The sequence below is a fragment of the Lysobacter alkalisoli genome (assembly GCF_006547045.1).
Taxonomy (GTDB): Bacteria; Pseudomonadota; Gammaproteobacteria; order Xanthomonadales; family Xanthomonadaceae; genus Marilutibacter; species Marilutibacter alkalisoli.
The window spans coordinates 2,919,747-2,940,872 of sequence record NZ_CP041242.1 but is presented as its reverse complement, the minus strand read 5'-3'; the positions used below and the strand labels follow the sequence as shown (position 1 = coordinate 2,940,872).

Annotated in this window: 27 protein-coding genes and 1 tRNA gene; 12 read left to right on the top strand and 16 right to left on the bottom strand. The window is 66.8% G+C overall.

Annotated features, from left to right (window positions below):
- Positions 1-45 precede the first annotated feature (45 nt).
- Positions 46-1,953, top strand: coding sequence for a potassium transporter Kup (locus FKV23_RS13010; RefSeq protein WP_141624233.1), 1,908 nt, complete (start codon positions 46-48; stop codon positions 1,951-1,953).
- A gap of 90 nt (positions 1,954-2,043) precedes the next feature.
- On the opposite strand, the gene FKV23_RS13005 is transcribed toward FKV23_RS13010, so the two are convergent.
- Together FKV23_RS13005 and FKV23_RS13000 are read right to left on the bottom strand one after the other, a co-directional pair.
- A complete protein-coding gene (locus FKV23_RS13005; protein WP_141624232.1) occupies positions 2,044-2,715 on the bottom strand; it encodes a potassium channel family protein in 672 nt (223 codons plus the stop codon).
- A complete protein-coding gene (locus FKV23_RS13000; RefSeq protein WP_208543167.1) occupies positions 2,708-4,039 on the bottom strand; it encodes a TrkH family potassium uptake protein in 1,332 nt (443 codons plus the stop codon). Before FKV23_RS13000 ends, FKV23_RS13005 begins: the two co-directional genes overlap by 8 nt.
- A 119-nt stretch (positions 4,040-4,158) precedes the next feature.
- Between FKV23_RS13000 and ruvB the strand changes: the two genes are divergently transcribed.
- From ruvB to FKV23_RS12945, 11 genes are all read left to right on the top strand, one after another.
- Positions 4,159-5,178: a Holliday junction branch migration DNA helicase RuvB gene (gene ruvB / locus FKV23_RS12995; protein ID WP_141624231.1), complete on the top strand. Its 1,020-nt coding sequence runs from the start codon at positions 4,159-4,161 to the stop codon at positions 5,176-5,178.
- Between the two features lie 5 nt (positions 5,179-5,183).
- Positions 5,184-5,594 carry a tol-pal system-associated acyl-CoA thioesterase gene (ybgC, locus tag FKV23_RS12990; RefSeq protein WP_141624230.1) on the top strand — a complete coding sequence of 137 codons (411 nt, stop codon included), beginning with the start codon at positions 5,184-5,186 and terminating at the stop codon, positions 5,592-5,594.
- A gap of 45 nt (positions 5,595-5,639) precedes the next feature.
- On the top strand, positions 5,640-6,416 hold the full coding sequence (gene tolQ / locus FKV23_RS12985; protein ID WP_141625194.1) for a protein TolQ: 777 nt from the start codon (positions 5,640-5,642) through the stop codon (positions 6,414-6,416).
- Between the two features lie 98 nt (positions 6,417-6,514).
- Positions 6,515-6,952, top strand: a complete 438-nt coding sequence (gene tolR, locus FKV23_RS12980; RefSeq protein WP_141624229.1) for a protein TolR — start codon at positions 6,515-6,517, stop codon at positions 6,950-6,952.
- A complete protein-coding gene (gene tolA / locus FKV23_RS12975) occupies positions 6,952-7,914 on the top strand; it encodes a cell envelope integrity protein TolA (protein WP_141624228.1) in 963 nt (320 codons plus the stop codon). The genes tolR and tolA overlap by 1 nt, the downstream gene beginning before the upstream one ends.
- An 86-nt stretch (positions 7,915-8,000) precedes the next feature.
- On the top strand, positions 8,001-9,341 hold the full coding sequence (gene tolB / locus FKV23_RS12970; RefSeq protein ID WP_141624227.1) for a Tol-Pal system beta propeller repeat protein TolB: 1,341 nt from the start codon (positions 8,001-8,003) through the stop codon (positions 9,339-9,341).
- Positions 9,342-9,511: 170 nt separating this feature from the next.
- Positions 9,512-10,036, top strand: coding sequence for a peptidoglycan-associated lipoprotein Pal (gene pal, locus FKV23_RS12965; protein ID WP_141624226.1), 525 nt, complete (start codon positions 9,512-9,514; stop codon positions 10,034-10,036).
- A 38-nt stretch (positions 10,037-10,074) separates the two neighbouring features.
- Positions 10,075-10,875, top strand: a complete 801-nt coding sequence (gene ybgF, locus FKV23_RS12960; RefSeq protein ID WP_141625193.1) for a tol-pal system protein YbgF — start codon at positions 10,075-10,077, stop codon at positions 10,873-10,875.
- Between the two features lie 71 nt (positions 10,876-10,946).
- Positions 10,947-11,624: a 7-carboxy-7-deazaguanine synthase QueE gene (gene queE, locus FKV23_RS12955; protein ID WP_141624225.1), complete on the top strand. Its 678-nt coding sequence runs from the start codon at positions 10,947-10,949 to the stop codon at positions 11,622-11,624.
- Between the two features lie 90 nt (positions 11,625-11,714).
- On the top strand, positions 11,715-12,425 hold the full coding sequence (gene queC / locus FKV23_RS12950) for a 7-cyano-7-deazaguanine synthase QueC (protein ID WP_141624224.1): 711 nt from the start codon (positions 11,715-11,717) through the stop codon (positions 12,423-12,425).
- 143 nt (positions 12,426-12,568) lie between these two features.
- Positions 12,569-12,644: transfer RNA gene (locus FKV23_RS12945), tRNA-Lys, on the top strand.
- Between the two features lie 138 nt (positions 12,645-12,782).
- Here the strand turns inward: FKV23_RS12945 and FKV23_RS12940 are convergent.
- The 14 genes from FKV23_RS12940 to FKV23_RS12875 form a co-directional block, all read right to left on the bottom strand.
- Positions 12,783-13,154, bottom strand: a complete 372-nt coding sequence (locus FKV23_RS12940) for a catalase family protein (RefSeq protein ID WP_141624223.1) — start codon at positions 13,152-13,154, stop codon at positions 12,783-12,785.
- Entirely contained in the window at positions 13,151-13,393 is a 243-nt protein-coding gene (locus tag FKV23_RS12935) for a hypothetical protein (RefSeq protein ID WP_141624222.1), read from the bottom strand. The genes FKV23_RS12940 and FKV23_RS12935 overlap by 4 nt, the downstream gene beginning before the upstream one ends.
- The gene (locus FKV23_RS12930; protein WP_167285228.1) at positions 13,390-13,593 is read right to left on the bottom strand and encodes a hypothetical protein; all 204 of its coding nucleotides are present in this window, start codon (positions 13,591-13,593) and stop codon (positions 13,390-13,392) included. Before FKV23_RS12930 ends, FKV23_RS12935 begins: the two co-directional genes overlap by 4 nt.
- Positions 13,594-13,726: 133 nt before the next feature.
- The gene (locus tag FKV23_RS12925) at positions 13,727-14,857 is read right to left on the bottom strand and encodes a site-specific integrase (protein ID WP_141624220.1); all 1,131 of its coding nucleotides are present in this window, start codon (positions 14,855-14,857) and stop codon (positions 13,727-13,729) included.
- Between the two features lie 5 nt (positions 14,858-14,862).
- The gene (locus tag FKV23_RS12920; protein ID WP_141624219.1) at positions 14,863-15,081 is read right to left on the bottom strand and encodes a hypothetical protein; all 219 of its coding nucleotides are present in this window, start codon (positions 15,079-15,081) and stop codon (positions 14,863-14,865) included.
- Positions 15,078-15,272 carry a hypothetical protein gene (locus tag FKV23_RS12915; RefSeq protein WP_141624218.1) on the bottom strand — a complete coding sequence of 65 codons (195 nt, stop codon included), beginning with the start codon at positions 15,270-15,272 and terminating at the stop codon, positions 15,078-15,080. The genes FKV23_RS12920 and FKV23_RS12915 overlap by 4 nt, the downstream gene beginning before the upstream one ends.
- The gene (locus tag FKV23_RS12910) at positions 15,269-17,026 is read right to left on the bottom strand and encodes a DNA cytosine methyltransferase (protein ID WP_141624217.1); all 1,758 of its coding nucleotides are present in this window, start codon (positions 17,024-17,026) and stop codon (positions 15,269-15,271) included. Before FKV23_RS12910 ends, FKV23_RS12915 begins: the two co-directional genes overlap by 4 nt.
- Positions 17,019-17,471: a hypothetical protein gene (locus FKV23_RS12905; RefSeq protein WP_141624216.1), complete on the bottom strand. Its 453-nt coding sequence runs from the start codon at positions 17,469-17,471 to the stop codon at positions 17,019-17,021. The genes FKV23_RS12910 and FKV23_RS12905 overlap by 8 nt, the downstream gene beginning before the upstream one ends.
- Entirely contained in the window at positions 17,468-17,782 is a 315-nt protein-coding gene (locus tag FKV23_RS12900; RefSeq protein WP_141624215.1) for a hypothetical protein, read from the bottom strand. Before FKV23_RS12900 ends, FKV23_RS12905 begins: the two co-directional genes overlap by 4 nt.
- A 7-nt stretch (positions 17,783-17,789) precedes the next feature.
- On the bottom strand, positions 17,790-19,136 hold the full coding sequence (locus FKV23_RS12895; RefSeq protein ID WP_141624214.1) for an RNA-directed DNA polymerase: 1,347 nt from the start codon (positions 19,134-19,136) through the stop codon (positions 17,790-17,792).
- A complete protein-coding gene (locus tag FKV23_RS12890; RefSeq protein ID WP_141624213.1) occupies positions 19,133-19,576 on the bottom strand; it encodes a four helix bundle protein in 444 nt (147 codons plus the stop codon). Before FKV23_RS12890 ends, FKV23_RS12895 begins: the two co-directional genes overlap by 4 nt.
- A 6-nt stretch (positions 19,577-19,582) precedes the next feature.
- On the bottom strand, positions 19,583-20,047 hold the full coding sequence (locus FKV23_RS12885; RefSeq protein WP_141624212.1) for an Lcl C-terminal domain-containing protein: 465 nt from the start codon (positions 20,045-20,047) through the stop codon (positions 19,583-19,585).
- A 36-nt stretch (positions 20,048-20,083) separates the two neighbouring features.
- Positions 20,084-20,707, bottom strand: a complete 624-nt coding sequence (locus tag FKV23_RS12880) for an Lcl C-terminal domain-containing protein (protein ID WP_141624211.1) — start codon at positions 20,705-20,707, stop codon at positions 20,084-20,086.
- A gap of 17 nt (positions 20,708-20,724) precedes the next feature.
- Positions 20,725-21,123, bottom strand: a complete 399-nt coding sequence (locus FKV23_RS12875) for a hypothetical protein (RefSeq protein ID WP_141624210.1) — start codon at positions 21,121-21,123, stop codon at positions 20,725-20,727.
- Positions 21,124-21,126 lie beyond the last annotated feature (3 nt).

Below are 21,126 nucleotides of genomic sequence, written 5' to 3'. Positions count from 1 at the left end.
CCCAGCGCGCAACCGGCACCTGACCCGCCAGTCCAAGGCAATACCATGACCAGCTCCTCGACTCCCTCAATGCAGCGGAAAAGCGATCAGGAGATCAGCCTGCGTGGCCTGATGATCGGTGCCATGGCCGTCGTCTTCGGCGACATCGGCACCAGTCCGCTGTACACGATCAAGGAGGCGTTCTCGCCGCAGTACGGCCTGCAGCCCAATCACGACACCGTGCTCGGTCTGCTGTCGCTGGTGTTCTGGTCGCTGATGCTGGTGGTCGCGCTCAAGTACGTGACCGTGATCCTGCGCGCCGACAACGAGGGCGAGGGCGGCATCATGGCGCTGATGACCCTGGCGCAACGCCACGTGGCCAAGGGCTCTCGCTCCGCCTACGTGATCGGCGTGGTCGGCATCTTCGGTGCGGCCCTGTTCTTCGGCGACGGCGTGATCACCCCGGCGATCTCGGTGCTGGCGGCGGTGGAAGGCCTGGAGGTGGTGTCGCCGAGGCTGCATGCGGCGGTGATCCCGGTGACCCTGGTGGTGCTGGTCGCGCTGTTCGCGATCCAGCGTTACGACACCACCCGCTTCGCGCGGCTGCTGTTCGGGCCGGTCGCCGGGCTGTGGTTCCTGGTCCTCGCGGTGCTCGGCGTGGCCGACATCCTCCACGAGCCGGAGGTGCTGAAGGCGGTCAACCCGTTGTGGGCGGCGCGGTTCTTCGCCGAGCATACCTGGGGCGGCATTTTCATCCTTGGCGCGGTGATCCTGGCCGTCACTGGTGGCGAGGCCATCTACACCGATCTCGGCCGTTTCGGTGCCCGTCCGATCCGCCGGGCCTGGTACTTCTTCGTGCTGCCGGCGTTGATGCTCAACTATCTCGGGCAGGGCGCGCTGGTATTGGAGAATCCTGCCGCGGCGCGCAACCCGTTCTACATGGGCGTGCCGGACTGGGGGCTGATCCCGCTGATCGTGCTGTCCACCGCGGCCACGGTGATGGCCTCGCAGGCGGTGATCACCGGCGGCTTTTCGGTCGCCCAGCAGGCCATGCAGCTGGGCTACATCCCGCGCATGTCGGTGCACTACACCTCCAGCCAGAACATCAGCCAGATCTACATCCCGGCGATCAACTGGTCGATGATGGTGATCGTGATCGGGCTGGTGATCGGCTTCGGCAGCTCCTCGGCACTGGCCAGCGCGTATGGCGTGTCGATGTCGATGACGATGCTGATCGACACCGTGCTGCTCGCCATCGTCGCCCGCGCGCTGTGGCCGCGCTGGCGGGTGTGGGTGCTGCCGCTGTGCATCGTGCTGCTGTTGATCGACCTGGCCTTCTTCGTGGCCAACTTCGTCAAGATCCCGCAGGGCGGCTGGTTCCCGGTGGCGCTGGGCATCGTGCTGTTCACCATGCTGCGGACCTGGCGCCGCGGCCGCAAGCTGCTGCGCGCGGAAATCCAGAAGGAAGGCATCGATCTCAAGACCTTCCTGCCCAGCCTGATGCTGGCCCCGCCGGTGCGGGTGCCGGGCACGGCGGTGTTCCTGACCGCGGACAAGAGCGTGGTGCCGCACGCCTTCCTGCACAATCTCAAGCACAACAAGGTGCTGCACGAGCAGAACGTGTTCCTGACCGTGGCCACGCTCAACGTGCCGTATTCGCACAAGCGGATCATCGTCGAGCAGATGGGCGAGGGCTTCTACAAGGTGCTGTTGCGCTTCGGCTATATGGAGACGCCCGACGTGCCGCAGGCGCTGATGCAGACCTGCGACGTCTGCGATCTGGTCCTGGATCCGATGGACACCACCTATTTTCTCAGCCGCGAGAGCGTCGTCGCCTGCGCCCGCCGTGATGGCATGCCGATCTGGCGCGACAAGCTTTTCGCCGCCATGCATCGCAACGCGGCGCCGGTGGCGGGGTATTTCCATATTCCGGGCAACCGGTTGGTGGAGCTGGGCACCCAGGTCGAGATCTGAGAGCGAGTTGAGAGTGGAGAGGAGTGAGAAAAGAGTGAAAGCATTTGGTGCTTACTCGTTTCTCACTCCTCTCCACTCTCCACTGTCCTGTCACGTCAACGCCGCGAACTTCTCCACCAGATCGGTCGGGCCGGAGATGACCAGGATGTCGCCGGGCTCGATATAGCTGTCGGCCTGGGCATAGATGAAGTCGGCATGGCGGCGCTTGATGCCGACCACGGTAATGCCGTGCTTCTGGCGGAGGTTGGACTCGCTCAGGGTTTTTTCCAGTGCTTCTTCCGGCGCCTTGGTCTTGGCGATCGCGAAGCCGTCCTCGAATTCGAGGAAGTCCATCATCTTGCCGGTGACCAGGTGGGCCACGCGCTCGCCCATCGCCGCTTCCGGGTGCACCACGTGGTGGGCGCCGGTGCGTTCCAGGATCAGGCCGTGGCGGGTACCGGTGGCCTTGGCCCAGATGTCGGGGACGCCCAGTTCCTCCAGCGCCAGTACGGTCAGCACGCTGGCTTCGATGTCGCTGCCGATGCTGACCACCGCATGTTCGATGTGGTTCAGCCCGAGCTGGCGCATTGCGTCGCTGTCGGTGGCGTCGGCCTGCACCACGTGGGTCAGGCGGTCGGCCCATTTCTGCACGAGCTCGGCGTTTGTGTCGATGGCCAGCACTTCGTGGCCGAGGCGCATCAGCGATTCGGCCACCGCACCGCCGAAGCGGCCCAGGCCGATCACCACGACGCTGTCGCTATGGGTTACAGGTTTGCTAGCCAACGATTGGGCGCTCCTCTGGGTAGCGGTACAGGCGGCTGCGCGCGCGCAGCGCCAGGGCGGTGGCGACAGTCACCGAGCCGACCCGGCCGATGAACATCAAAAGGATGATGATCACCTGCCCGGCCGGTGGCAGGTCGCCGGTGATGCCGGTGGACAGGCCGACGGTGGCGGTGGCGGATACCGCCTCGAAAATCACGTCGTTCAACGGAAAATCGGTCACGCTCATCAGTGCCAGGGTGCCGAACGCAAGCAGGGTCAGCGCCAGCAGCACCACGGTCAGGGCGAGACGGATGGTCTCGTTGGGAATGCGCCGGTTGAAGGCGATGGTGTCGCTCTCGCCGCGGATTTGCGACCACACCGCGAAGCCGAGCAGGAAGAAGGTGGTGATCTTGATCCCGCCGGCGGTGCCGGCGCTGCCGCCGCCGATGAACATCATCGCCCAGTTCGCGGACTGGCTTTCCAACGTCATGCCGCCGGTGTCGATCGAATTGAAACCGGCGGTACGCGCGGTCACCGCCTCGAAGAACACGCTCAGCAGCTTGCCGACCAGGTTCTTGTCGCCCAGGGTGGCCGGGTTGTTCCATTCGAACAGTGCGATCAGGACAGCGCCCCCGGCTACCAGCACGGCGCTGCCGAGCAGGGTGATCTTGGCGTGCACCGACCAGCGCCGGTAGCTGAACCCCTTGTGCCGCAGCTCGTACAGCACCGGGAAGCCGAGCCCGCCCAGCACCACCGCGAAACTGATCGAACCAATCATCCACGGGTCGCTGGCGAAGCCCATCAGGCTGTCCGACCAGGTCGAGAAACCGGCGTTGTTGAACGCCGAAACGGCCTGGAAGCCGCCGTGCCAGAGCGCCTCGCCCCAGTCGAATCCGTAGCCGAAGTGCAGGCGCAGGGTCAGCACGATGAAGGTCAAGAACTCGACCAGCACTGTCGCGGTGAGCACGATCCGGACCACGCCACCGACGCTGCCCAGCCCGAGCCGGGTGTCGTGTTGTGCGGCCAGGCGGGTGCCGAGGTTCAGCCGCCCGGCAACCAGCAACCCCATCAGCGTCGCGCCGGCCATGATGCCGAAGCCGCCGATCTGGAACAGGCCCATGATGATCACCAGGCCGAAGGTCGACCAATAGGTGGGCGTGTCCACCACCACCAGTCCGGTCACGCACACCGCCGAGGTCGAGGTGAACAGCGCGGTCAGCAGCGGCGCCGATCCGTCCCCGGTCGTGGCCGCCGGCAACATCAGCAGGCCGGTGCCGGCCAGGATGACGCAGAGGAAGCCGATCGGGATCAGGCGGGCTGGGTGGCGTAGACCTTGTCGCTGCACTTTGAGTGTCCCGGCCGGCATCGCAAGTATGCCGCGTGGCGCGCATTCTGCCACAGGCGGCAGCGAGGGAGCGTCGATCCGGGCTGCGCGCGGGGCCACTCCCATGCGACCATGCGCGGATGAGCGAAGACCGCATCATCGCCCCCGACGCCACTCGCGAAGACGACGCCGTCGAGGCCAGCATCCGCCCGAAGCGGTTGGACGAATACCTCGGCCAGCAGCCCGTGCGCGAGCAGATGAAGATCTACATCGATGCCGCCAAGGGGCGCGGCGAGGCGCTCGATCACGTGCTGATCTTCGGCCCGCCGGGCCTGGGCAAGACCACCCTCAGTCATGTCATCGCCAACGAGCTGGGGGTCAACCTGCGCGTCACCTCCGGCCCGGTGATCGAGAAGGCCGGCGACCTGGCCGCGCTGTTGACCAACCTGCAGCCGCACGACGTGCTGTTCGTCGACGAGATCCACCGTCTGTCGCCAGTGGTCGAGGAGGTGCTGTACCCGGCGATGGAGGACTTCCAGATCGACATCATGATCGGCGAAGGCCCGGCCGCGCGCTCGATCAAGCTCGACCTGCCGCCGTTCACCCTGATCGGAGCCACCACCCGCGCCGGCCTGCTGACCGCGCCGTTGCGCGACCGCTTCGGCATCGTCCAGCGGCTGGAGTTCTATACCCCGGAAGAGCTGACGAAGATCGTGCGCCGCTCGGCGCGGATCCTCGGCATCGACTGTGCGCCAGAGGGCGCGGCCGGGATCGCCAACCGCTCGCGTGGCACCCCGCGCATCGCCAACCGCCTGCTGCGGCGGGTACGCGACTACGCCCAGGTCAAGGCCGACGGCGCGATCACCCGTGAGGTCGCCGATGCCGCCACCGTCATGCTCAAGATCGACGCGCAGGGCTTCGACGAGCTCGACCGGCGGCTGCTGCTGACCATCATCGAGAGTTTCGACGGTGGCCCGGTCGGGGTCGAGTCGCTGGCCGCCGCGCTCAGCGAGGAGCGCGGCACGCTGGAGGATGTGATCGAGCCCTACCTGATCCAGCAGGGCTTCCTGGTCCGCACCGCCCGCGGCCGGATGGCGGCCGCGAAGGCCTACCGCCACCTGGGCCTGCAGCCGCGCGCGCGCGAAGCGGATCTGTTCTAAAGCCAATGTTCAGCCTACCTGTCAGGATTTACTGGGAAGATACCGACGCTGGCGGCGTGGTCTACCACGCCCGCTACGTGGCGTTCCTGGAGCGCGCGCGAACCGAATGGATGCGGGCGCACGGGCACGGCCAGGCGACCATGCGCGATGAGCAGAACCTTCTGTTCGTCGTGCGGTCGATGGAACTGGACTTCCTCAAGCCTGCGCGGATGGACGACCTGCTGCAGGTCGGTGTCGTCCTGCGCGATTGCCGCAAGGCCAGTGCGGTGTTCGCGCAGGAGATCCGCCGCGACGGGGAGTTGCTGCTGACCGCGCAGGTGCGCGTCGCGGCGCTCGATGCCGCACGGTTCCGCCCCTGCGCGATGCCGCCGGCCGTGTACGACCACCTGAAATCACTCGAACAGACAACATCCTGAATCGACGCCCGGATCCAGGGCACGGAGAACACAAGCATGACCCCAATGCCGAGCACGCTGCTGGCCACCGTCATCGAACCACTGCCGTCGGAGGCCATCGACGCCGCCAGTCAGGCCGCCTCGCAAGCCGCCGGTGCGGCCACCGCGATCGGTGGCGAACTCGACATCTTCCAGCTGATCCTGCACGCCAGCCTGCCGGTGCAGGCGGTGATGCTGATCCTGCTGTTCGCCTCGATCGCGTCGTGGGTCATCATCTTCCGCAAGAAGAAGATGCTCGACCGCGCCATGCGCGAGGCCGACCAGTTCGAGGAGAAGTTCTGGTCAGGCGCCGAGCTGACCAAGCTCTACACCGGCACCACCGAGCGCCACCGCGACATCGCCGGCATGGAGGCGATCTTCGAGGCCGGCTTCCGCGAGTACGGCCGCCAGCGCCAGCGCCGCGGCATCGACAGCAAGACCCAGCTCGAAGGCGCCCAGCGCGGCATGCGCGTAGCCGCCTCGCGCGAGCTCGACGGGCTCGAACACAACCTGGAGTTCCTTGCCAGTGTCGGCTCGATCAGCCCGTACATCGGCCTGTTCGGCACCGTCTGGGGCATCATGATCTCGTTCCAGGGCCTGGCCAACATGAAGGAGGCGACCATCGCCACCGTCGCGCCGGGCATCTCCGAGGCGCTGATCGCCACCGCGATGGGCCTGTTCGCCGCGATCCCGGCGGTCTGGGCCTACAACCGCTACGCGACCAAGGTCGAACGCATCAGCGGCCGCTACGACGCCTTCGCCGAGGAGTTCTCCTCGATCCTCGAGCGGCAGAGCCAGGACTGACCCCGGTCGCCGCTCCACGCCGTTGAATAGCTGGCCATCGAAACCCAGGCTGTCATAACCCCAGGCCGTCGTAACCCGGAACACGCGAGGATCCCCACATGGCAGGCATCGCCGCGCGCAGACTGCGCAAGCGCAAACTCAAGGCCGAAATCAACGTCGTTCCCTACATCGACGTGATGCTGGTGTTGCTGATCATCTTCATGGTCACCGCGCCGCTGTTGAACCTGGGCGTGGACATCGAGCTGCCCAGGTCCAACGCCAAGTCGATGCAGGAGAAGAAGGACCCGATCGTGGTCAGCGTCGACGTCGACGGCAACTACTTCCTGACCGTCGAGGCCGGCAGCAACGAGGCGCTGGCGCCGAACGCGCTGCAGGCCAAGATGGCCGCCATCGTGGCCGAGAACCCGCAGGTGCCGGTGTTCGTCGCCGGTGACGGTACCACCAGCTACCAGAAGGTCATGGACGCGATGGCCCTGTTGCAGAACGCCGGCGTCGAGCGCGTCGGCCTGATGAGCCAGCCGCAGGACGGTCGCTGATGCGGGAAACGCGCGCCGATACCGCGCTGGCGGTCGTCCTCGCCGTCGGGCTGCACCTGTTGCTGATCCTGCTGCTGCTCTCGGGGTTGTGGTGGACGCGCAGCAACCCGCAGGTGCTGGCGATGGGCTCACCGATCTCGGCCGAGCTGGTCGACGCCAACGAGCTGTCGCAGGCCATGCAGCAGACCCTGGCCGAGCGTCCGGATCCGGTCGAGCTGCCTGAACCCGAGGTTGTAGTTCCGGACGTGGAGGAGACCGTGCCGCCGCCGCAGCCGTTGCCGACACCGGTGCCTGAGGATGCGCCGGACACGCCGCAACCGCAGCCGCAGGATTTCCTCCCCGAGCCTGACGTGATCGAGCAGGACGAGGTCACCGACCTGCCGACCCCGACTCCGGCCGATGAGGAGCGCGAGCGACAGGAGGAGCGCCGCCGCCAGGAACAGATCGACCTGACCGAACGCCAGCGGCAGGAGGAAGCCGAGCGCAAGCGCCGTCTCGCCGAGCAGCAGGCCGAGGCCGAGCGCGAGGCCCGCCTGGCCGAGATCCGGCGCCAGCGCGAGGCGGCGCAGCGCGAGGCCCGGCAGGCCGAAGAACGGCTCAAGCAGATCGCCGATGCGCAGGCGCGCACCGCCTCCAGCGGCGCGGCCAGCGCGCCGGCCGGGCAGGGCGGCACCGACACCGACCTGCGTGCCCGCTATCAGGCCGCGTTGACCCAGGCGATCCTGTCCAAATGGACCCGCCCCGAGACCGTGCCGATCGGTGCGCGCTGCCGGCTGGTGATCCGCCAGCTGCCCGGCGGCGAGGTGATGAGCGCGGAAGTGTCATCGCCCTGTGCCTACGATGAACAGGGCCGGCGCTCAATCGAGGCCGCCGTGCTCAAGGCCCAGCCGCTGCCCTATGCCGGTTTCGAGAGCGTGTTCGCACGCGAGCTGATCCTCAATTTCGAGGCTCGCGACCGCTGACGGATTGGGAGCTTTCTTCCCGTTCAGCCTTGAGCCAGCGTTCACGCCGAAGCTGTTACCACTCAACGTCCACTCCGGGAATACCCATGAATCGACATCCGCGCCGGCCCGCTTCCCCGCTGGTTCTGCCCCTGCTGGCCCTGTTGCTCGCGCTGCTGCCGTTCGCGGCATCCGCCCAGCAGGGCCTTGAACTCGACATCGTCGGCGGCCATGCCGCGGCGCTGCCGATCGCGGTGGTGCCGATGCCCTATCAGGGCAGTGCATCCGCACCGGAAACCGACGTTTCCGCGGTGATCACCGCCGATCTCAACCGCTCCGGCCAGTTCCGCAGCCTGCCCGACGCACGCATCATCGAGCGGCCGACCCGTGGCAGCGAGGTCGAGTTCCCGACCTGGCGCGCGCTCAACCAGGACTATCTGGTGGTCGGCCGGGTCGTCGATGCGGCCGGCGGTGGTTACCGGGTCGAGTACGAACTGTTCGACGTCGCCACCCAGGAGCGGCTGCTCGGCTTTGCCATGACCGCGCGCGCGGCGGCGATGCGCGATGCCGCCCACCAGATTGCCGACGCCATCTACGAGAAGATCCTCGGCGTGCGCGGCGCGTTCTTCACCCGCATCGCCTACGTCACCGCCACCGGCACCGGCCGCAACACCCAGTACGCACTGGTGGTGGCCGACTCCGATGGCTACAACCCACAGACCGTGGTGCGCTCCTCCGAGCCGCTGCTGTCGCTGTCCTGGCACCCGGGCGGCAGCCGCTTGGCCTACGTCAGCTACGAGGGAGGCAATTCCTCGGTCTACATCCAGGACATCAACAGCGGCAGCCGCGAGCGGATCGCCCAGTTCCGCGGCATCAACGGCTCACCGGCGTTCTCGCCCGACGGCAACCGGCTGGCGTTGACCCTGTCCAAGTCGGGCAACCCCGAGATCTACGTGATGGACCTGGGCAGCCGCGCGCTGACCCAGCTGACCAACCACTTCGCCATCGACACCGAACCGACCTGGAGCGCCGACGGCAGCACCATTTATTTCACTTCCGACCGCGGCGGTCGCCCGCAGATCTACCAGGTGCCGGCCAGTGGCGGCAGCGCCAGCCGGGTGACCTTCGAAGGCCGCTACAACGCCAATGCCGACGTGTCGTTCGACGGCAAGAAGCTGGTCACCGCGCAAGGGGCCGGCAACAACTACCGGATCGCGCTGATGGACAGCAGCCTCGGCTCGCCGCGCTGGAGCCTGCTGTCGCCCGGCTCGTTGGACGAGTCTCCGAGTTTCGCCCCCAACGGAGGCATGATCCTTTATGCTGCGCGCGAAGGCAGCAGGGGGGTGCTGTACGCTGTATCCGCCGACGCGCGGGTGCGGCAGCGCCTGGTACTGGCTGATGGCGATGTACGGGAACCGGCCTGGGGCCCGTACCGGTTGCCGCGCTGACCTGCCAGTGTGGTCCGGCCGGGGCGAAGTCCCCGGAAGGATCCACTTCGCAGCACGCGGCCCTTCGGATATCTTGTCCAAGCTTTGATTGACCTGTTCAGTTTCAATCGCAAAGTTCCAACTGCAGTCCAACATCAACAATCTGTCCCACGCAACGACGAGGAACAACCATGAACAGCATCACCCCGGCCACCATTGGCAAGATCGCACTCGCCGCAGTCCTGTGCACGGCCGTTGTGGCCTGCTCGAAGAAGGTCAAGGAAGAGATTCCGACCGACACCACCCCGAGCACGCAGACGACCACCACCCCGACTGCTCCGGGTGCCTACGGTCCCGAGGATCTCGATACCGACGCCTGCCTGCGTCAGCGCGTGGTCTACTTCGACTTCGACCAGGACAACCTGCGTCCGGAGTTCCAGGCCATCGTCGCCTGCCACGCCAAGTACCTGCGTGACCGTCCGACCTCGCGCATGACCCTGGAAGGCAACGCCGACGAGCGCGGCAGCCGCGCCTACAACCAGGGCCTCGGTGAGCGCCGCGGCAACTCGGTGTCTTCCGCGATCCAGGCCAACGGCGGCTCCGGCGGCCAGCAGACCGTGGTCAGCTACGGCGAAGAGCGCCCGGTCTGCACCGAGTCCAACGAAGATTGCTGGGCTCGCAACCGTCGCGTCGAGATCGTCTACACCGCCCGCTGAGGCCGGTTGGCAAGACCATGCCGAAGCTGATCATGCCGATGCGCCAACTGCTCGCATGTTCCGTACTCGCGGCGGCCCTCGTGGCCGCCGCACCGGCGGCCGCGCAGCGCATGAGCCTGGCCGACCGTATCGCCGTGCTCGAACAGAGATCCGCCGACAATCAGGCCCAGGTCGACCTGCTCAACCAGATCAACCAGCTCAAGGCCGAGGTGCAGGCACTGCGCTCCCAGGTAGAGGAGCTCAGCCATCAGCTCAAGCAGCAACAGGACAGCGGTCGTGCGCAGTACCTGGATCTCGATGGCCGCCTGAACCGTCTCGAAGGCGGGGACACTGTCGATCCCGCGATATCGGACGAGTCCGCCGCCGTTCCGGTCACGCCGCCGCCCCGCGCGGCGGTCCAGGACCGCCCGCCCACGGTATATGGCGACAAGGGAGCGATCGCCCAGAGCGCCGACGAGCGCGGTGCCTACGACACGGCCTTCAGTGCCCTCCGGGCTGGCGAGTACGCCGAATCGACCAGTCTGTTCCAGGCCTTTCTGCAGCAGCACCCCGACGGAAGCTATGCGCCCAACGCCCTCTACTGGCTGGGCGAGAGCTACTACGTCACCCAGAACTACCCGATGGCGATGACGCAGTTCCAGGCCCTGCTGGACCGCTACCCGACCCACGACAAGGCTCCCGGTGCGCTGCTCAAGCTGGGCCTGTCCCAGTACGGTATGGAGCGCGTCGACGAGGCCGAGAAGACCCTGTCGACGGTGAGCGAGCGTTACCCCGGCTCCGATGCGGCCCGTACCGCCGCCGATCGTCTCAGTGCGATCCAGCTCAACCGGTTCCGCTGAACCGCGCCTCCCGTCGAGCCCATTTCGTTGACTGCCGGCGTCTTCCGCCCGCTGTCCGTTAAAATCCCCGCATGAACGCCATCACCGCCGATGCGGCCGCCGCGTCGCCGGACCGGCTGCGCATCACCGAGGTCTTCCTTTCGCTGCAGGGCGAGTCGCGCAGCATCGGCTGGCCGACCGTGTTCGTGCGCCTGACCGGCTGCCCGCTGCGCTGCCAGTACTGCGACACCGCCTACGCCTTCCACGGCGGCGAGTGGTGGACGATCGACGCCATCCTGGCCGAGGTCGCCCGTCATGGCGCGCGCCACGTCTGCGTGACGGGCGGCGAACCGCTGGCGCAGAAGCGCTGCATCGGCCTGCTTGAGCGGCTGTGCGATGCGGGCTACGAGGTCTCGCTGGAAACCTCCGGTGCGATCGACATCGGCGCGGTCGACGCGCGGGTCTCGCGGGTGCTCGACATCAAGACTCCGGGCTCGGCCGAATCGCATCGCAACCTGTGGTCCAACCTGCCGCTGCTGACCGCGCACGATCAGGTCAAGTTCGTGATCTGCTCGCGCGAGGATTACGAGTGGGCGAAGGGCGTGGTCGCCGAACACCGTCTGGCCGACACCTGCGATGTATTGTTCTCGCCCAGCTTCACCGAGGTCGCCCCGTCCGCGCTGGCCGACTGGATCGTCGCCGACCGCCTGCCGGTGCGCTTCCAGCTGCAACTGCACAAGATCCTGTGGAATGACGAGCCGGGCAGATAGAAGCCGTTATCCCGGGCAAAGCCGGGATGACGAGCAAAAGCAGGTACGCTTTTCCCGAATCAGCAATCCCGAATTACCAATCCACCATTCATGAAAAAAGCCGTCGTCCTCGTTTCCGGAGGCATGGACTCCGCCGTCGTCATCGCGCTCGCCCGCGAACAGGGCTATGCCGTGCATGCGCTGAGCGTGCGCTATGGCCAGCGCCACACCTCCGAGCTGGATGCCGCCGGACGGGTCGCGCGCAGCCTTGGCGCAGCCGCGCACAAGACCGTCGATGTCGACCTGCGCAGCATCGGCGGTTCGGCCCTGACCGACGACATCGACGTGCCGACCGATGCCGACGGCCACCCCGTCGGCGAGGCGGCGCTCAACGATCCGGCCTACAAGGACCTGATTCCGGTCACCTACGTGCCGGCGCGCAACACCATCATGTTGTCGCTGGCGCTCGGCTGGGCCGAGGTGCTTGGCTCGGCCGACATCTTTTGTGGTGTCAATGCGGTCGACTACTCGGGCTATCCCGATTGCAGGCCCGAATTCGTGGCCGCCTTCCAGGCGCTGGCCAACCTGGCGACCCGGGCCGGCGTCGAAGGCGCCGGCATCCGCGTGCACGCGCCGCTGCAGCACATGAGCAAGGCCGACATCGTCCGCGAGGGCCTGCGCCTGGGCGTGGACTTCTCGCAGACCGTGTCCTGCTACCAGGCCGATGCCGAAGGGCTGGCCTGTGGCCACTGCGACGCCTGTCGCCTGCGCGCGGAAGGTTTCGCCGCCGCCGGCGCGGTCGACACCACCCGCTATCGCTGAACGGCCTGGCGGAAATTGCCTGTTCCCGACCTGCATCCCGGGCTGGGGATGCGCTAGAATGCACGCCCCCGGCGCAAGGCCGGGCCTGGTCGTCCCCGTGACGGCAACCGGAAAGTTCCCGCAGCGTGCTGCAGGCAGTCCATGGGTCGTTAGCTCAGTCGGTAGAGCATCGGACTTTTAATCCGCTGGTCGTTGGTTCGAATCCAACACGACCCACCAATCACATCAACAACTTAGGCGCTGTCGGAACCCTAAAAAACGGCGCCTCCGTAATTGCCTCCGTAATTCCGTGGGATGTTCCACGGCTTCACTCGACTGGATCGGCCGCCCGCTCCAGCGCCGCGCATGCCAGCAACATCACCCGCGACAGACCTTGGCAGCGGCTTCAAGCGCCTTACACCAACGCTCCTGGTAGTCAGGGTTGCCGGTGGCCGCCACCTGCTTGGCGATCTCGGTAAGGTCGATCACCGTGCGTGGCGGGAACTGCTCCTCGGTCCAGTCGATCGAGGGGTCCAGCGTCCATCGGATCTGCCCTGGGGCATGCTCAGACGCGAGCGCGTGCGTCAGGTAGTGATGTAGAGCCTTGCCAACCTCTTGGTCTACCAGCGTCCCCACCGCTTCAAGAATCGTGTCCAGAGCGGGCTCAATACCGGCGAGATTGAGGGCCAGCCGCTCGACCTCCGTTCCTTCGAGGTCGGCAGTCCAGTACAGGTGGTCATCCCTGGTCATCGTGCGGGCTCCAGCTGCAGGGGGATGTTCAGCCACTCGATGTACATGCGATCGACGTACCGCCGCTCGACGTCGACCAGGATAGCCTGTATGTGCAGGCTGCACTCCAGAGGGTCGCGGTCCACGAGGTGGATGGACTCGATCACGTGCGCCGGCGAGGCTGGTTCCCACGTGTCGGTCCTGATGCGGGGCACCATCGTAATGCCGTCAATGGTGCGGGCTTCTCCCCACTGGCTCATGGCTTGATCTCCTGCGGCGGCGTGCGCGTCATCATCTCCCGGTATAGCCAGACAGGGACCACCGCGTATTCCCAGCGCTGGAGGCGAGAACCTGCCCAGTACTTCGTTACGAGCAGATCGTGGTCACCATCCTGGGCGAAGCCGATCACGTGGTGCCGCCGGTTCATCCACCTGATTTTGGAGCCTACCTTGAACTGCATGGTGATCATGCCTCCTGGGCGGTGAACAGTTGCTGCTGGCGCCAGTTGAAGTTGACGGCAGTGATCGTGCGACCGATCAGTCGCTTGTGAATATCGTCTCTGGTCATTTCAGTATCCGGTGGTTTCCCTTGTGTCAAGCCGACGGCTTCGTCGTCGGCACCGACTTGTCGTAGACCTTCATCATCGCTTCGCTGACGCCCAGGGCGTCCTGTTTCTCTGCGCGGGTGCCGACGGTGTCAGTGCCGCCCTTGCGCTTGAGGTCGTGCAGGCTGAACCGGGTTTCCTCGGTGATCACGCCGGCCTTCATGGCCTTCTGGATCATGCGCTGCCAGGCGCTGTCGAGGCTGGACTTGGCCAGCGGCTCGCCGTTCTCGCCGACGAAGACGGTGCGATCCTGCGGGCGCAGCAGCTCGGGGCGTTTGCGGCGGTCGAACACGGCGCGGCGGTGGGCGACGGCGGCGTCCCAGGCGGCGCGCAGGCGCGGGGTCCACTGGACGATGTTGTCGCGGCTGCCCTTTCTGCGGTTGGTGCGCAGGCCGTCGTCGGTGGCGTGGGCCTCGGTGAGGGTGATGGTCTCGATGCCACGCAGCCGGCACAGGTAGCCGATTTCCATGGCCCACGGAAGGTAGGGCGGGAGGGAACCTGCAGCACGTCCGCGCAACGCGGCGCCGGACTGCACGAAGCGCAGCAGGGCGGTGTATGTCTCGGTGCTCGGGTAGCGTTGCCTGGGGCGCTCGGTGGCGGCCTCCAGCCCGACGGCCGGGTTGTGGGTGACCAGGCCGCGGTTGAGTGCCCAGCGGAACAGCATGCGGGAGTAGCGCAGCAGCTTGTTGGCCTTGGTTGGGGTGCCCTCGCCCTCGAGCTTGTCGATCATCCGCTGCAGGTGGGTGTTGCGCAGCTTGTTGGCCAGCGACTTGCCGATGGTGCTGCCGGCGTTGGTGCGGTAGTTGCACAGCAGCTTGCGGCTGTAGATGTAGTCGTTGCGGGTGGACTTGGGGCGCGCCCTGAACTTGGCGGTGGCTTCGAACTGCTCGCACAGCCACTCGACCGTGCCCTGGTTGACGGACTGCTCGGCGATCGCGTGTAGATCCGCGAGGGTGGCGGTAGGCCCGGCGACGGTGCGGCGGCGCTTGCGGCCATCCACGGTGTCGAACATGTACCAGCGGCCGCGGCCGGATGCATCCCAATAGACACCCTTGGGGAGCTTGGCCACGCCTATATGGCGCGGCATGTTGGGTTGTTGCTTGCGTGGTTTGGGAGCCATGGCGGTTACACCAGGTCGGGCGGGTAGGCGTCGCCGTCGTTGGCCGCCGGCAGGCCGATGGCGGCGTTCAGGGCATCCACGGTGGTCACGATGCCGCCGCGGCCGTCATAGGTATACCGCAAGCCAATCTTGCGCGCCCACGCCTCCACGGTGGCCAGGCGCGGGTGCTCGCCGGGCTTGCACAACTCCTGCAGGTCCTGGAATTGGAGGACGGGGCCGATCATGCCGGTGTCGAGGCTGCCTTCCGGCGCTTGCGGCGCCGTTGTTCGCGCTCGGCTTCGGCCAGCGCGGCCTGGTCGAGCCGGGTGGAGAAGCGCAGGTCACGGATCAGGGAGCTGAGCTCGCTGTCGTTGAGGTCGCACACCTGGTCGCGGATGACGCCCTTCTCGGGGTGCTTGCGGGTGCGGCGGCTCATGCAGCCACCGCCAGCGGCACCGTGGCCGGGTCGAGATTGGCGCGTGCGATCGCGCACAGGGGAGGCGGGCTTACGCTGTTGCCGACCATGCGGACCTGCGCGGTCTTCGTGATCGGGCGGCCGTCGGCGGTGCGATCGATGATGTAGTCGGCTGGGAAGCCCTGCGCACGGTACAGTTCGGGCGGGGTGAGCATGCGCAGGCCGATGTCGACGATCACGTAGGGCGTGCCGCGCAGCCACACAGTCACCAGCGCAAGGCGGTCGCGGGTGGTGACCGAAGTCAGCGGCTTGTCGAGGTCGGCCCACTGGCCGCCGGTGCTGTGGTAGCGCATGAGGAATGCAGCAACGCGCAGGGCGCCAGCTTCATGCTCGGGGTTCAGCTGCTGTAGGTCAGCCGTCACCAACCGCTGCTGGCTGCCGGACGTGGAGATTGTGGACACCGGCTCATCGGCGCCGCGGTTTCGCGACGGGTTGCTGTTCGGGCCACCGGCCGCTTGTTCTAGGAACGCGGTACAGATTCCCAGCGCATGCGCGGCCCCGGCGGGGCGGGCTGCGCCTGCACCCGAGGTGATGGTCGGCACTGGGTCCGTCGCGGGCGTGCCGTGGCTATCTCCGCGGAACTTGACCAGGTGGGCGGCGGCCACCGCGTGTTTGCATCCACCGCCGACGATGGTGCCGAGCGGTGCCTCGATGTCCATGGCGCGAGGTTGCTGACCAGCGCGCTCGCCGTACCCGGTCTGTACCAGCGTCGGCATTACCAGCGCTTTCTCGCCGCGGTTTGCGCCGGTGATCGTCCTCATCGGCTCATCGGCGCTTTCCAGCCTCACGCCGTGGGTGAGGTTGCAGATGAAAGGCGTTTCGGCATCCAGCACGAACCGCTGGATGCCCTTGGCGATGCGCCTGCAGGTGGCTTCGGCCAGGGGCTTCTTGCGGGTGAAGATCGACGGGCACGGGATGGACCAGTCGATGCAATCGGCGGCGGTGACGTAGGGGTGCGTATGGTCGGGGCCGTGCGACGGCTCTGGCCAGCGGATCGGTTCACCGTCGCGGCGCGCGGCCAGGAACAGCCGAGTGCGGCTTGTGCCGGCGCCGTAGTCGCAGGCGCGCAGCCTGCGCCACTCCACTGTGTAGCCCAGGCCCTGCAGGGCTGCGACGAAGTGTCGCCAGGTGCGGCCGGCGTGGCGCGGATCTGGGATCAGGTACTGCTGGTCGACGGGCACGCGTTCGCCGGGAGCAGCCACGGTGCCGTCGAGGCGCAGCACGCGGCCGGTGGTCTTGTCGCGCTTGGCGACCAGCGGCCCCCATTTCAGGATCTGCTCGACGTTCTCCAGGCTGATGACGCGCGGGGCGCGACCGTCCTTGGACAGTTTGCCCGCCCACTTGACCACCACCCATGACAGCGAGCGCGTCGACCGGCTGCGAGGCTGGCCGCCCTTCGCCTGGCTGAAGTGCGTGCAGTCCGGTGAGGCGTGCAGCCAGCCAACCGGGCGACCGGCGACCTCGGCGACCGGGTCGGCGTGCCAGATGTCCTCCTGGTAGTGCCGGGTCATAGGGTGGTTTGCCGCGTGCATGCCGATCGCCCACTCGTCGTGGTTGATGGCGATGTCCGGGTCGCGGCCGAGGGCCTGGCGCAGCGCCTCGCTGGCGCCGCCGCCGCCGGCGAACAGGTCGACGATGATTTCGCCAGGGCGCAGTTGCGACACCGGCTGCGTGCGCGGCAGGTTGAACTCGATCTGGCGGGAGCCGTCAGGCATCGCTGGGGTCCTCGCCCGGCGTGGGCTCGATGATCTGGCTGGCGACCCACTTGCGGACGAACTGCCAGCGTTCTTCATCGGATTTGGCGTAGGACTCGTCGTTGATGAACATCACTTCGCACGCGAGGGGATAGGCGATGTCCAGCGCTTCCGCCACCCGCTCCGTGTCCTCGATTTCGACGTCCCACGGGTCGACGGGAAACTCGATGGCGGCGGTGTCAATGCCGCGCCGCGCTGCTACCGCGCCGAGGGCGCAATGGCAGCCGTTCGCATCGGTGAGGTTGTGGGCGATCAGCTTCTTTTCCGGCATGGCGTCCATGGCGGCTGCCAGGTCGCGCAACAGTTGTTGCCCGCGCTTGCCGCGGGTGGCTTGGGCGACGCGGCCGCGCCAGCGGCCGAAGTCCAGGTTGTCGTCGCAGTCGTCGGAGTAGCCGGATCGGCTCATGAGGGCACCTCGTCACCGTAGAAATAGGGGATCGCTGAAACCGGGCGCATGCCGTTGATCTCCCGGGCGTTGGTGTGACGGATCGAACCATCTGGATACCGGTATGCGTAACCGCTGGGGATTGGCGAAGCCCTGTCTTGCGGATGCACCCGGTACAGGTGCGCCGGGCAGGTGAACTGCGGGACGCTATCCGCGTTGTCCCACTGCCCGTCGGCTGACGATGTCGCGCCCGGCAGCAAGCGCCATATCTGGATGCGGCAGCCGCGTTTGGCGGCGGCGCGCAGGTGAGCGTGTTCGTCATGAGTGTTCATGGCGTCCTCAGTAGCGATGCGTGATGGAGCGCCCTTCGAGCCGATGGCTGTAGGTGCGCGGGCGGGCAGCTGCGTCGATCCACGGGAAGCGGCGACGCAGGGCGGTGTGCAGGCGGTGGCTGCTGGCGTGTTGCAGGTGGCCGGTGTAGCTGGCCACGCGGCTGCGGATCTGGCGGAAGTCGTCGGGGGTGCCGCGCAGGGTGCGGCCGCGGACGTGGGTGCCTTCCCATTCGGCCAGGGCCTGGCGGGCATGGGCGACGACGCGGCGCCGCGCCAGCGTGTGGGTGGGGCGGATGATGTAGCCGAGGAAGTCGAGGCCGTCGGTCAGCCGACGCAGGCGGATGTCAGGCTTCAGGCTCAGCTGCAGCTCGTCGGCGATGAAGCGCTCGACCTGCGCCAGCCACTGCTCCAGCACGCCTCGATCGCGGTGTAAAAACACGAAGTCGTCGACGTAGCGCAGGTAGCGCTGGGCCTTGAGGATGTGCTTGGCGAACTGGTCGAGGCGGTCGAGGTAGACATTGGCGAAGAACTGCGACGACAGGTTGCCGATCGGCAAGCCACGGCCGGGCGGGGCGTTCTCAAGCCGCTTGTGGGCCGGGACCTGGGCGCGCTCAGCCGCGGTGGCGCGGTATCGCACGCCGGCATGCAGCGGCGAGTGGCGCAGCAGGGCGTGCGTGGCACGTTGCACGGGCATGGGCAGTCCGGCGCGTTGCATGCGCTCGCGCAGCAGGCGCCACAGCGTGGGCCGGTGGATGCGGTTGAAGAAGTTGCTGATGTCCAACTGCAGGTACCAGCCGTCGCCCTGTCCGCTGTGGACCTGTCTGGCGAAGGCCTGGGCGCGGCGCACGGCGGCGTGGCTGCCCTTGCCCTTGCGGTTGGCGTAGCTGTCGTGGATGAAGGCCGGCTCGTGGATCGCCTCGAGCTGCGGCACCAGCCAGTGGTGGACGACGCGGTCGGCGAAGTCGGGCGCGTGGATTTCGCGCGCCTTGGGCCGGGTGGCGATGAAGCACGTGGACGGGCGCGGTGACCAGGTGCCGCCCTGCAGCTCGCGCTGCAGCTGCAGCAGGCCGCACATCCAGTCGCGTTCGAAGTGGAGCTGGTTGAAGCTGGGCACCTTCTGGCGGCGTGCCCGCCGCCATGCGCGGTACAACGCCTGCAGGTCGACCGCTTGTTCCCCCTGAAACTCACCGGCACGCCGGCACGCCAACGCGAACCCGTTGTTGTTGCGGTGGTTGTTGTTGACGTTGCCGTTGTTGAAATTGACGTTCCACGCGGCCGAGAACGAACCCTCAGCCGCATCCCCGTGCGCTTGCGACCCGGCACCGCATCCGTGGTGGTAGCGGGGCTTCGTCATCGGTTGGCCCCCATGGAGGCGGCACGGGTACTCAGTTTCTGGCCACGCTGCACGACACCCGGGCGGGCTTGTGCATTCTGGGCATGGGGGTGTGTGAAGCTCTTGCGCCAGCCGCCCACCTGTGCGCCCAGGCCCTCGGCCTGGCGTGCAAGGTGTTCGAACTGGCGGAAGCTGGTGAAGGCGCGCAACAGCTTTGCGACCTGCATGTGCTGTTTAAGGGCGTCGACCTCCCACACCAGCGCCTCAACCCACCGCCGCTGGTGCGGCGTATCACGCCACGCGCGGTTGGCGGTGGTGTAGATCGTCATCGCCTGCCGGCGCAACTCCAGACCGATGTGGTAGCGGTACTTGCGGTGAAAGTTGCCCACCGCCTGCTCGATGTCCACGAGCAGGCGTTCGCAGGCCTTGATGATGGGCGGGGGCTGGAAGCGGGAGGTCATCGGACGCTAGGCCAAAATCAAACTACTGACCGGCACGCCGGCACGCCGGCACGCCAACGCGAACCCGCCGTTGCCGCGGAGGCCGCTGCTGACGTAGCCGAGGCTGAAAAGGACGAACCACGCGGCCGAGAACGAACCCTCAGCCTTCTCCGACCACTTCGCCGGGGTCTTGCTCCAGTACCAGTCGCTCTCGATCTGGAAGTAGTCGACGTAAGCCGCAGGGCTGTACCGGGTGCGGTCCACCAGGAGCTGCAGCTCGTCGATCGTCGGCAGGTCCCAGTCGCTGTGGCCGGCCAGCGTGAGCGCCTTGCACGCGGCTTCGCACTGTTCGTGCGGCACGTCGCTGTCGACAACGCTGGTCTTGGTGAAGGTGATGTCGTGCTCGGGCAGGAAGACGGCCACCCACTCGGTGGCGTCGTCGGGGAGCTGCGCGCCGTCGGCGGCAATCTTGATCATCTTGGGTTGGGTCATGTTCTTGGTGTCCTGTGGGATGGGCAAAAGGGCCAACTACTGACCGGCACGCCGGCACGCCAACGCGAACCCGCTGCCGCTGCGGTGGTCGTTGCCGACGCCGCCGAGGAAGAAATTGACGTCCCACGCGGCCGAGAACGAACCCTCAGGCTTCTCCGACCACTTGGCGGGTGTGTTGGTCCAGTGCCAGCGCGGCTTCACGCGCGGGAAGGCATCGGTGTCGATCGCGGGGTCATGACGGGTGTCGTCGATCAGGGTGATCAGCTCTGCGCGCGAGGGTAGGTACCAGTCGTCGAAGCCGAGCAGGCGCAGGTCCTTGCACCGTTGCACGGCGTGGTCGTGGGCGAACCCGTCGTCGGGGTTGTCCTCGTCGCCGAGCGATTCGACGGCCCACATCAGCCCGGTGGTGTGGTCGATGACGGCGACGTGATCTACGTTCGCCGCATCTGCCGGGATGAGGTAGACACCACGGTCGCTGACCTTGGTGAAGCTGAGGCCAGCGGCCATGTTGTCAGCAAGCACCTGTGCGTTAGCGGCGCGGAAGAATGTCGGGCGAGTGGAGGCAACTGCCGAACGGATGGCGGACTCGACGGTGATGGCCGTGGTCTGCTCCGGGACGGTGATACGCACGTCGCCGACTTCGATGGTGATTTGGGTCATGGGGCGGGTGTCCTATGTCAGGCCGCGGCGCGGCGGGGTTCGGTGGTGGCGGCCACGCGGTCGGCGGCTTCCTGGGCGTCGATAGCCTTGCGGAGCCATTCCACACTGCAGCCATGGATGTATTTGGAGTCGATGCGAGTGCCCTTGCCGCGGATGCGGTCCAGCTGTGCGTACAGGGCTTCGTGGGAACCGTCGGTGGTGATGCACACGCCGCGCAGGTGTCCTTCGACGTCGACCTTGATCAGCTCGTGCTTGGGGGTGACCAGCCAGTTGTGCAGGCGGTCGACGCAGAAGCGGATGACGCCGTAGATGCTGCCGATGATGCAGACCTTGTAGGCGAAGAAGAGCACCAGGACCCAGATGGCCATGGCGGGCAGGTCTTTGACCAGACCAATGAGAAGTTTCAGTTCTTCCATGGG

What these genes read in the sequence shown, in the direction of transcription:
- FKV23_RS12885 (WP_141624212.1), bottom strand. Translation starts at nt 20,047, where the DNA reads ATGACCCAACCCAAGATGATCAAGATTGCCGCCGACGGCGCGCAGCTC.
- tolA (WP_141624228.1), top strand. Translation starts at nt 6,952, where the DNA reads ATGCGGGAAACGCGCGCCGATACCGCGCTGGCGGTCGTCCTCGCCGTC.
- tolB (WP_141624227.1), top strand. Translation starts at nt 8,001, where the DNA reads ATGAATCGACATCCGCGCCGGCCCGCTTCCCCGCTGGTTCTGCCCCTG.
- queE (WP_141624225.1), top strand. Translation starts at nt 10,947, where the DNA reads ATGAACGCCATCACCGCCGATGCGGCCGCCGCGTCGCCGGACCGGCTG.
- FKV23_RS12905 (WP_141624216.1), bottom strand. Translation starts at nt 17,471, where the DNA reads ATGAGCCGATCCGGCTACTCCGACGACTGCGACGACAACCTGGACTTC.
- FKV23_RS13010 (WP_141624233.1), top strand. Translation starts at nt 46, where the DNA reads ATGACCAGCTCCTCGACTCCCTCAATGCAGCGGAAAAGCGATCAGGAG.
- tolQ (WP_141625194.1), top strand. Translation starts at nt 5,640, where the DNA reads ATGCCGAGCACGCTGCTGGCCACCGTCATCGAACCACTGCCGTCGGAG.
- queC (WP_141624224.1), top strand. Translation starts at nt 11,715, where the DNA reads ATGAAAAAAGCCGTCGTCCTCGTTTCCGGAGGCATGGACTCCGCCGTC.
- FKV23_RS12900 (WP_141624215.1), bottom strand. Translation starts at nt 17,782, where the DNA reads ATGAACACTCATGACGAACACGCTCACCTGCGCGCCGCCGCCAAACGC.
- ybgF (WP_141625193.1), top strand. Translation starts at nt 10,075, where the DNA reads ATGCGCCAACTGCTCGCATGTTCCGTACTCGCGGCGGCCCTCGTGGCC.
- pal (WP_141624226.1), top strand. Translation starts at nt 9,512, where the DNA reads ATGAACAGCATCACCCCGGCCACCATTGGCAAGATCGCACTCGCCGCA.
- ruvB (WP_141624231.1), top strand. Translation starts at nt 4,159, where the DNA reads ATGAGCGAAGACCGCATCATCGCCCCCGACGCCACTCGCGAAGACGAC.
- FKV23_RS12890 (WP_141624213.1), bottom strand. Translation starts at nt 19,576, where the DNA reads ATGACCTCCCGCTTCCAGCCCCCGCCCATCATCAAGGCCTGCGAACGC.
- FKV23_RS12935 (WP_141624222.1), bottom strand. Translation starts at nt 13,393, where the DNA reads ATGAGCCAGTGGGGAGAAGCCCGCACCATTGACGGCATTACGATGGTG.
- FKV23_RS12895 (WP_141624214.1), bottom strand. Translation starts at nt 19,136, where the DNA reads ATGACGAAGCCCCGCTACCACCACGGATGCGGTGCCGGGTCGCAAGCG.
- FKV23_RS12910 (WP_141624217.1), bottom strand. Translation starts at nt 17,026, where the DNA reads ATGCCTGACGGCTCCCGCCAGATCGAGTTCAACCTGCCGCGCACGCAG.
- FKV23_RS12875 (WP_141624210.1), bottom strand. Translation starts at nt 21,123, where the DNA reads ATGGAAGAACTGAAACTTCTCATTGGTCTGGTCAAAGACCTGCCCGCC.
- FKV23_RS12930 (WP_167285228.1), bottom strand. Translation starts at nt 13,593, where the DNA reads ATGCAGTTCAAGGTAGGCTCCAAAATCAGGTGGATGAACCGGCGGCAC.
- FKV23_RS12915 (WP_141624218.1), bottom strand. Translation starts at nt 15,272, where the DNA reads ATGAGCCGCCGCACCCGCAAGCACCCCGAGAAGGGCGTCATCCGCGAC.
- FKV23_RS12925 (WP_141624220.1), bottom strand. Translation starts at nt 14,857, where the DNA reads ATGGCTCCCAAACCACGCAAGCAACAACCCAACATGCCGCGCCATATA.
- tolR (WP_141624229.1), top strand. Translation starts at nt 6,515, where the DNA reads ATGGCAGGCATCGCCGCGCGCAGACTGCGCAAGCGCAAACTCAAGGCC.
- FKV23_RS12920 (WP_141624219.1), bottom strand. Translation starts at nt 15,081, where the DNA reads ATGATCGGCCCCGTCCTCCAATTCCAGGACCTGCAGGAGTTGTGCAAG.
- FKV23_RS12880 (WP_141624211.1), bottom strand. Translation starts at nt 20,707, where the DNA reads ATGACCCAAATCACCATCGAAGTCGGCGACGTGCGTATCACCGTCCCG.
- FKV23_RS12940 (WP_141624223.1), bottom strand. Translation starts at nt 13,154, where the DNA reads ATGACCAGGGATGACCACCTGTACTGGACTGCCGACCTCGAAGGAACG.
- ybgC (WP_141624230.1), top strand. Translation starts at nt 5,184, where the DNA reads ATGTTCAGCCTACCTGTCAGGATTTACTGGGAAGATACCGACGCTGGC.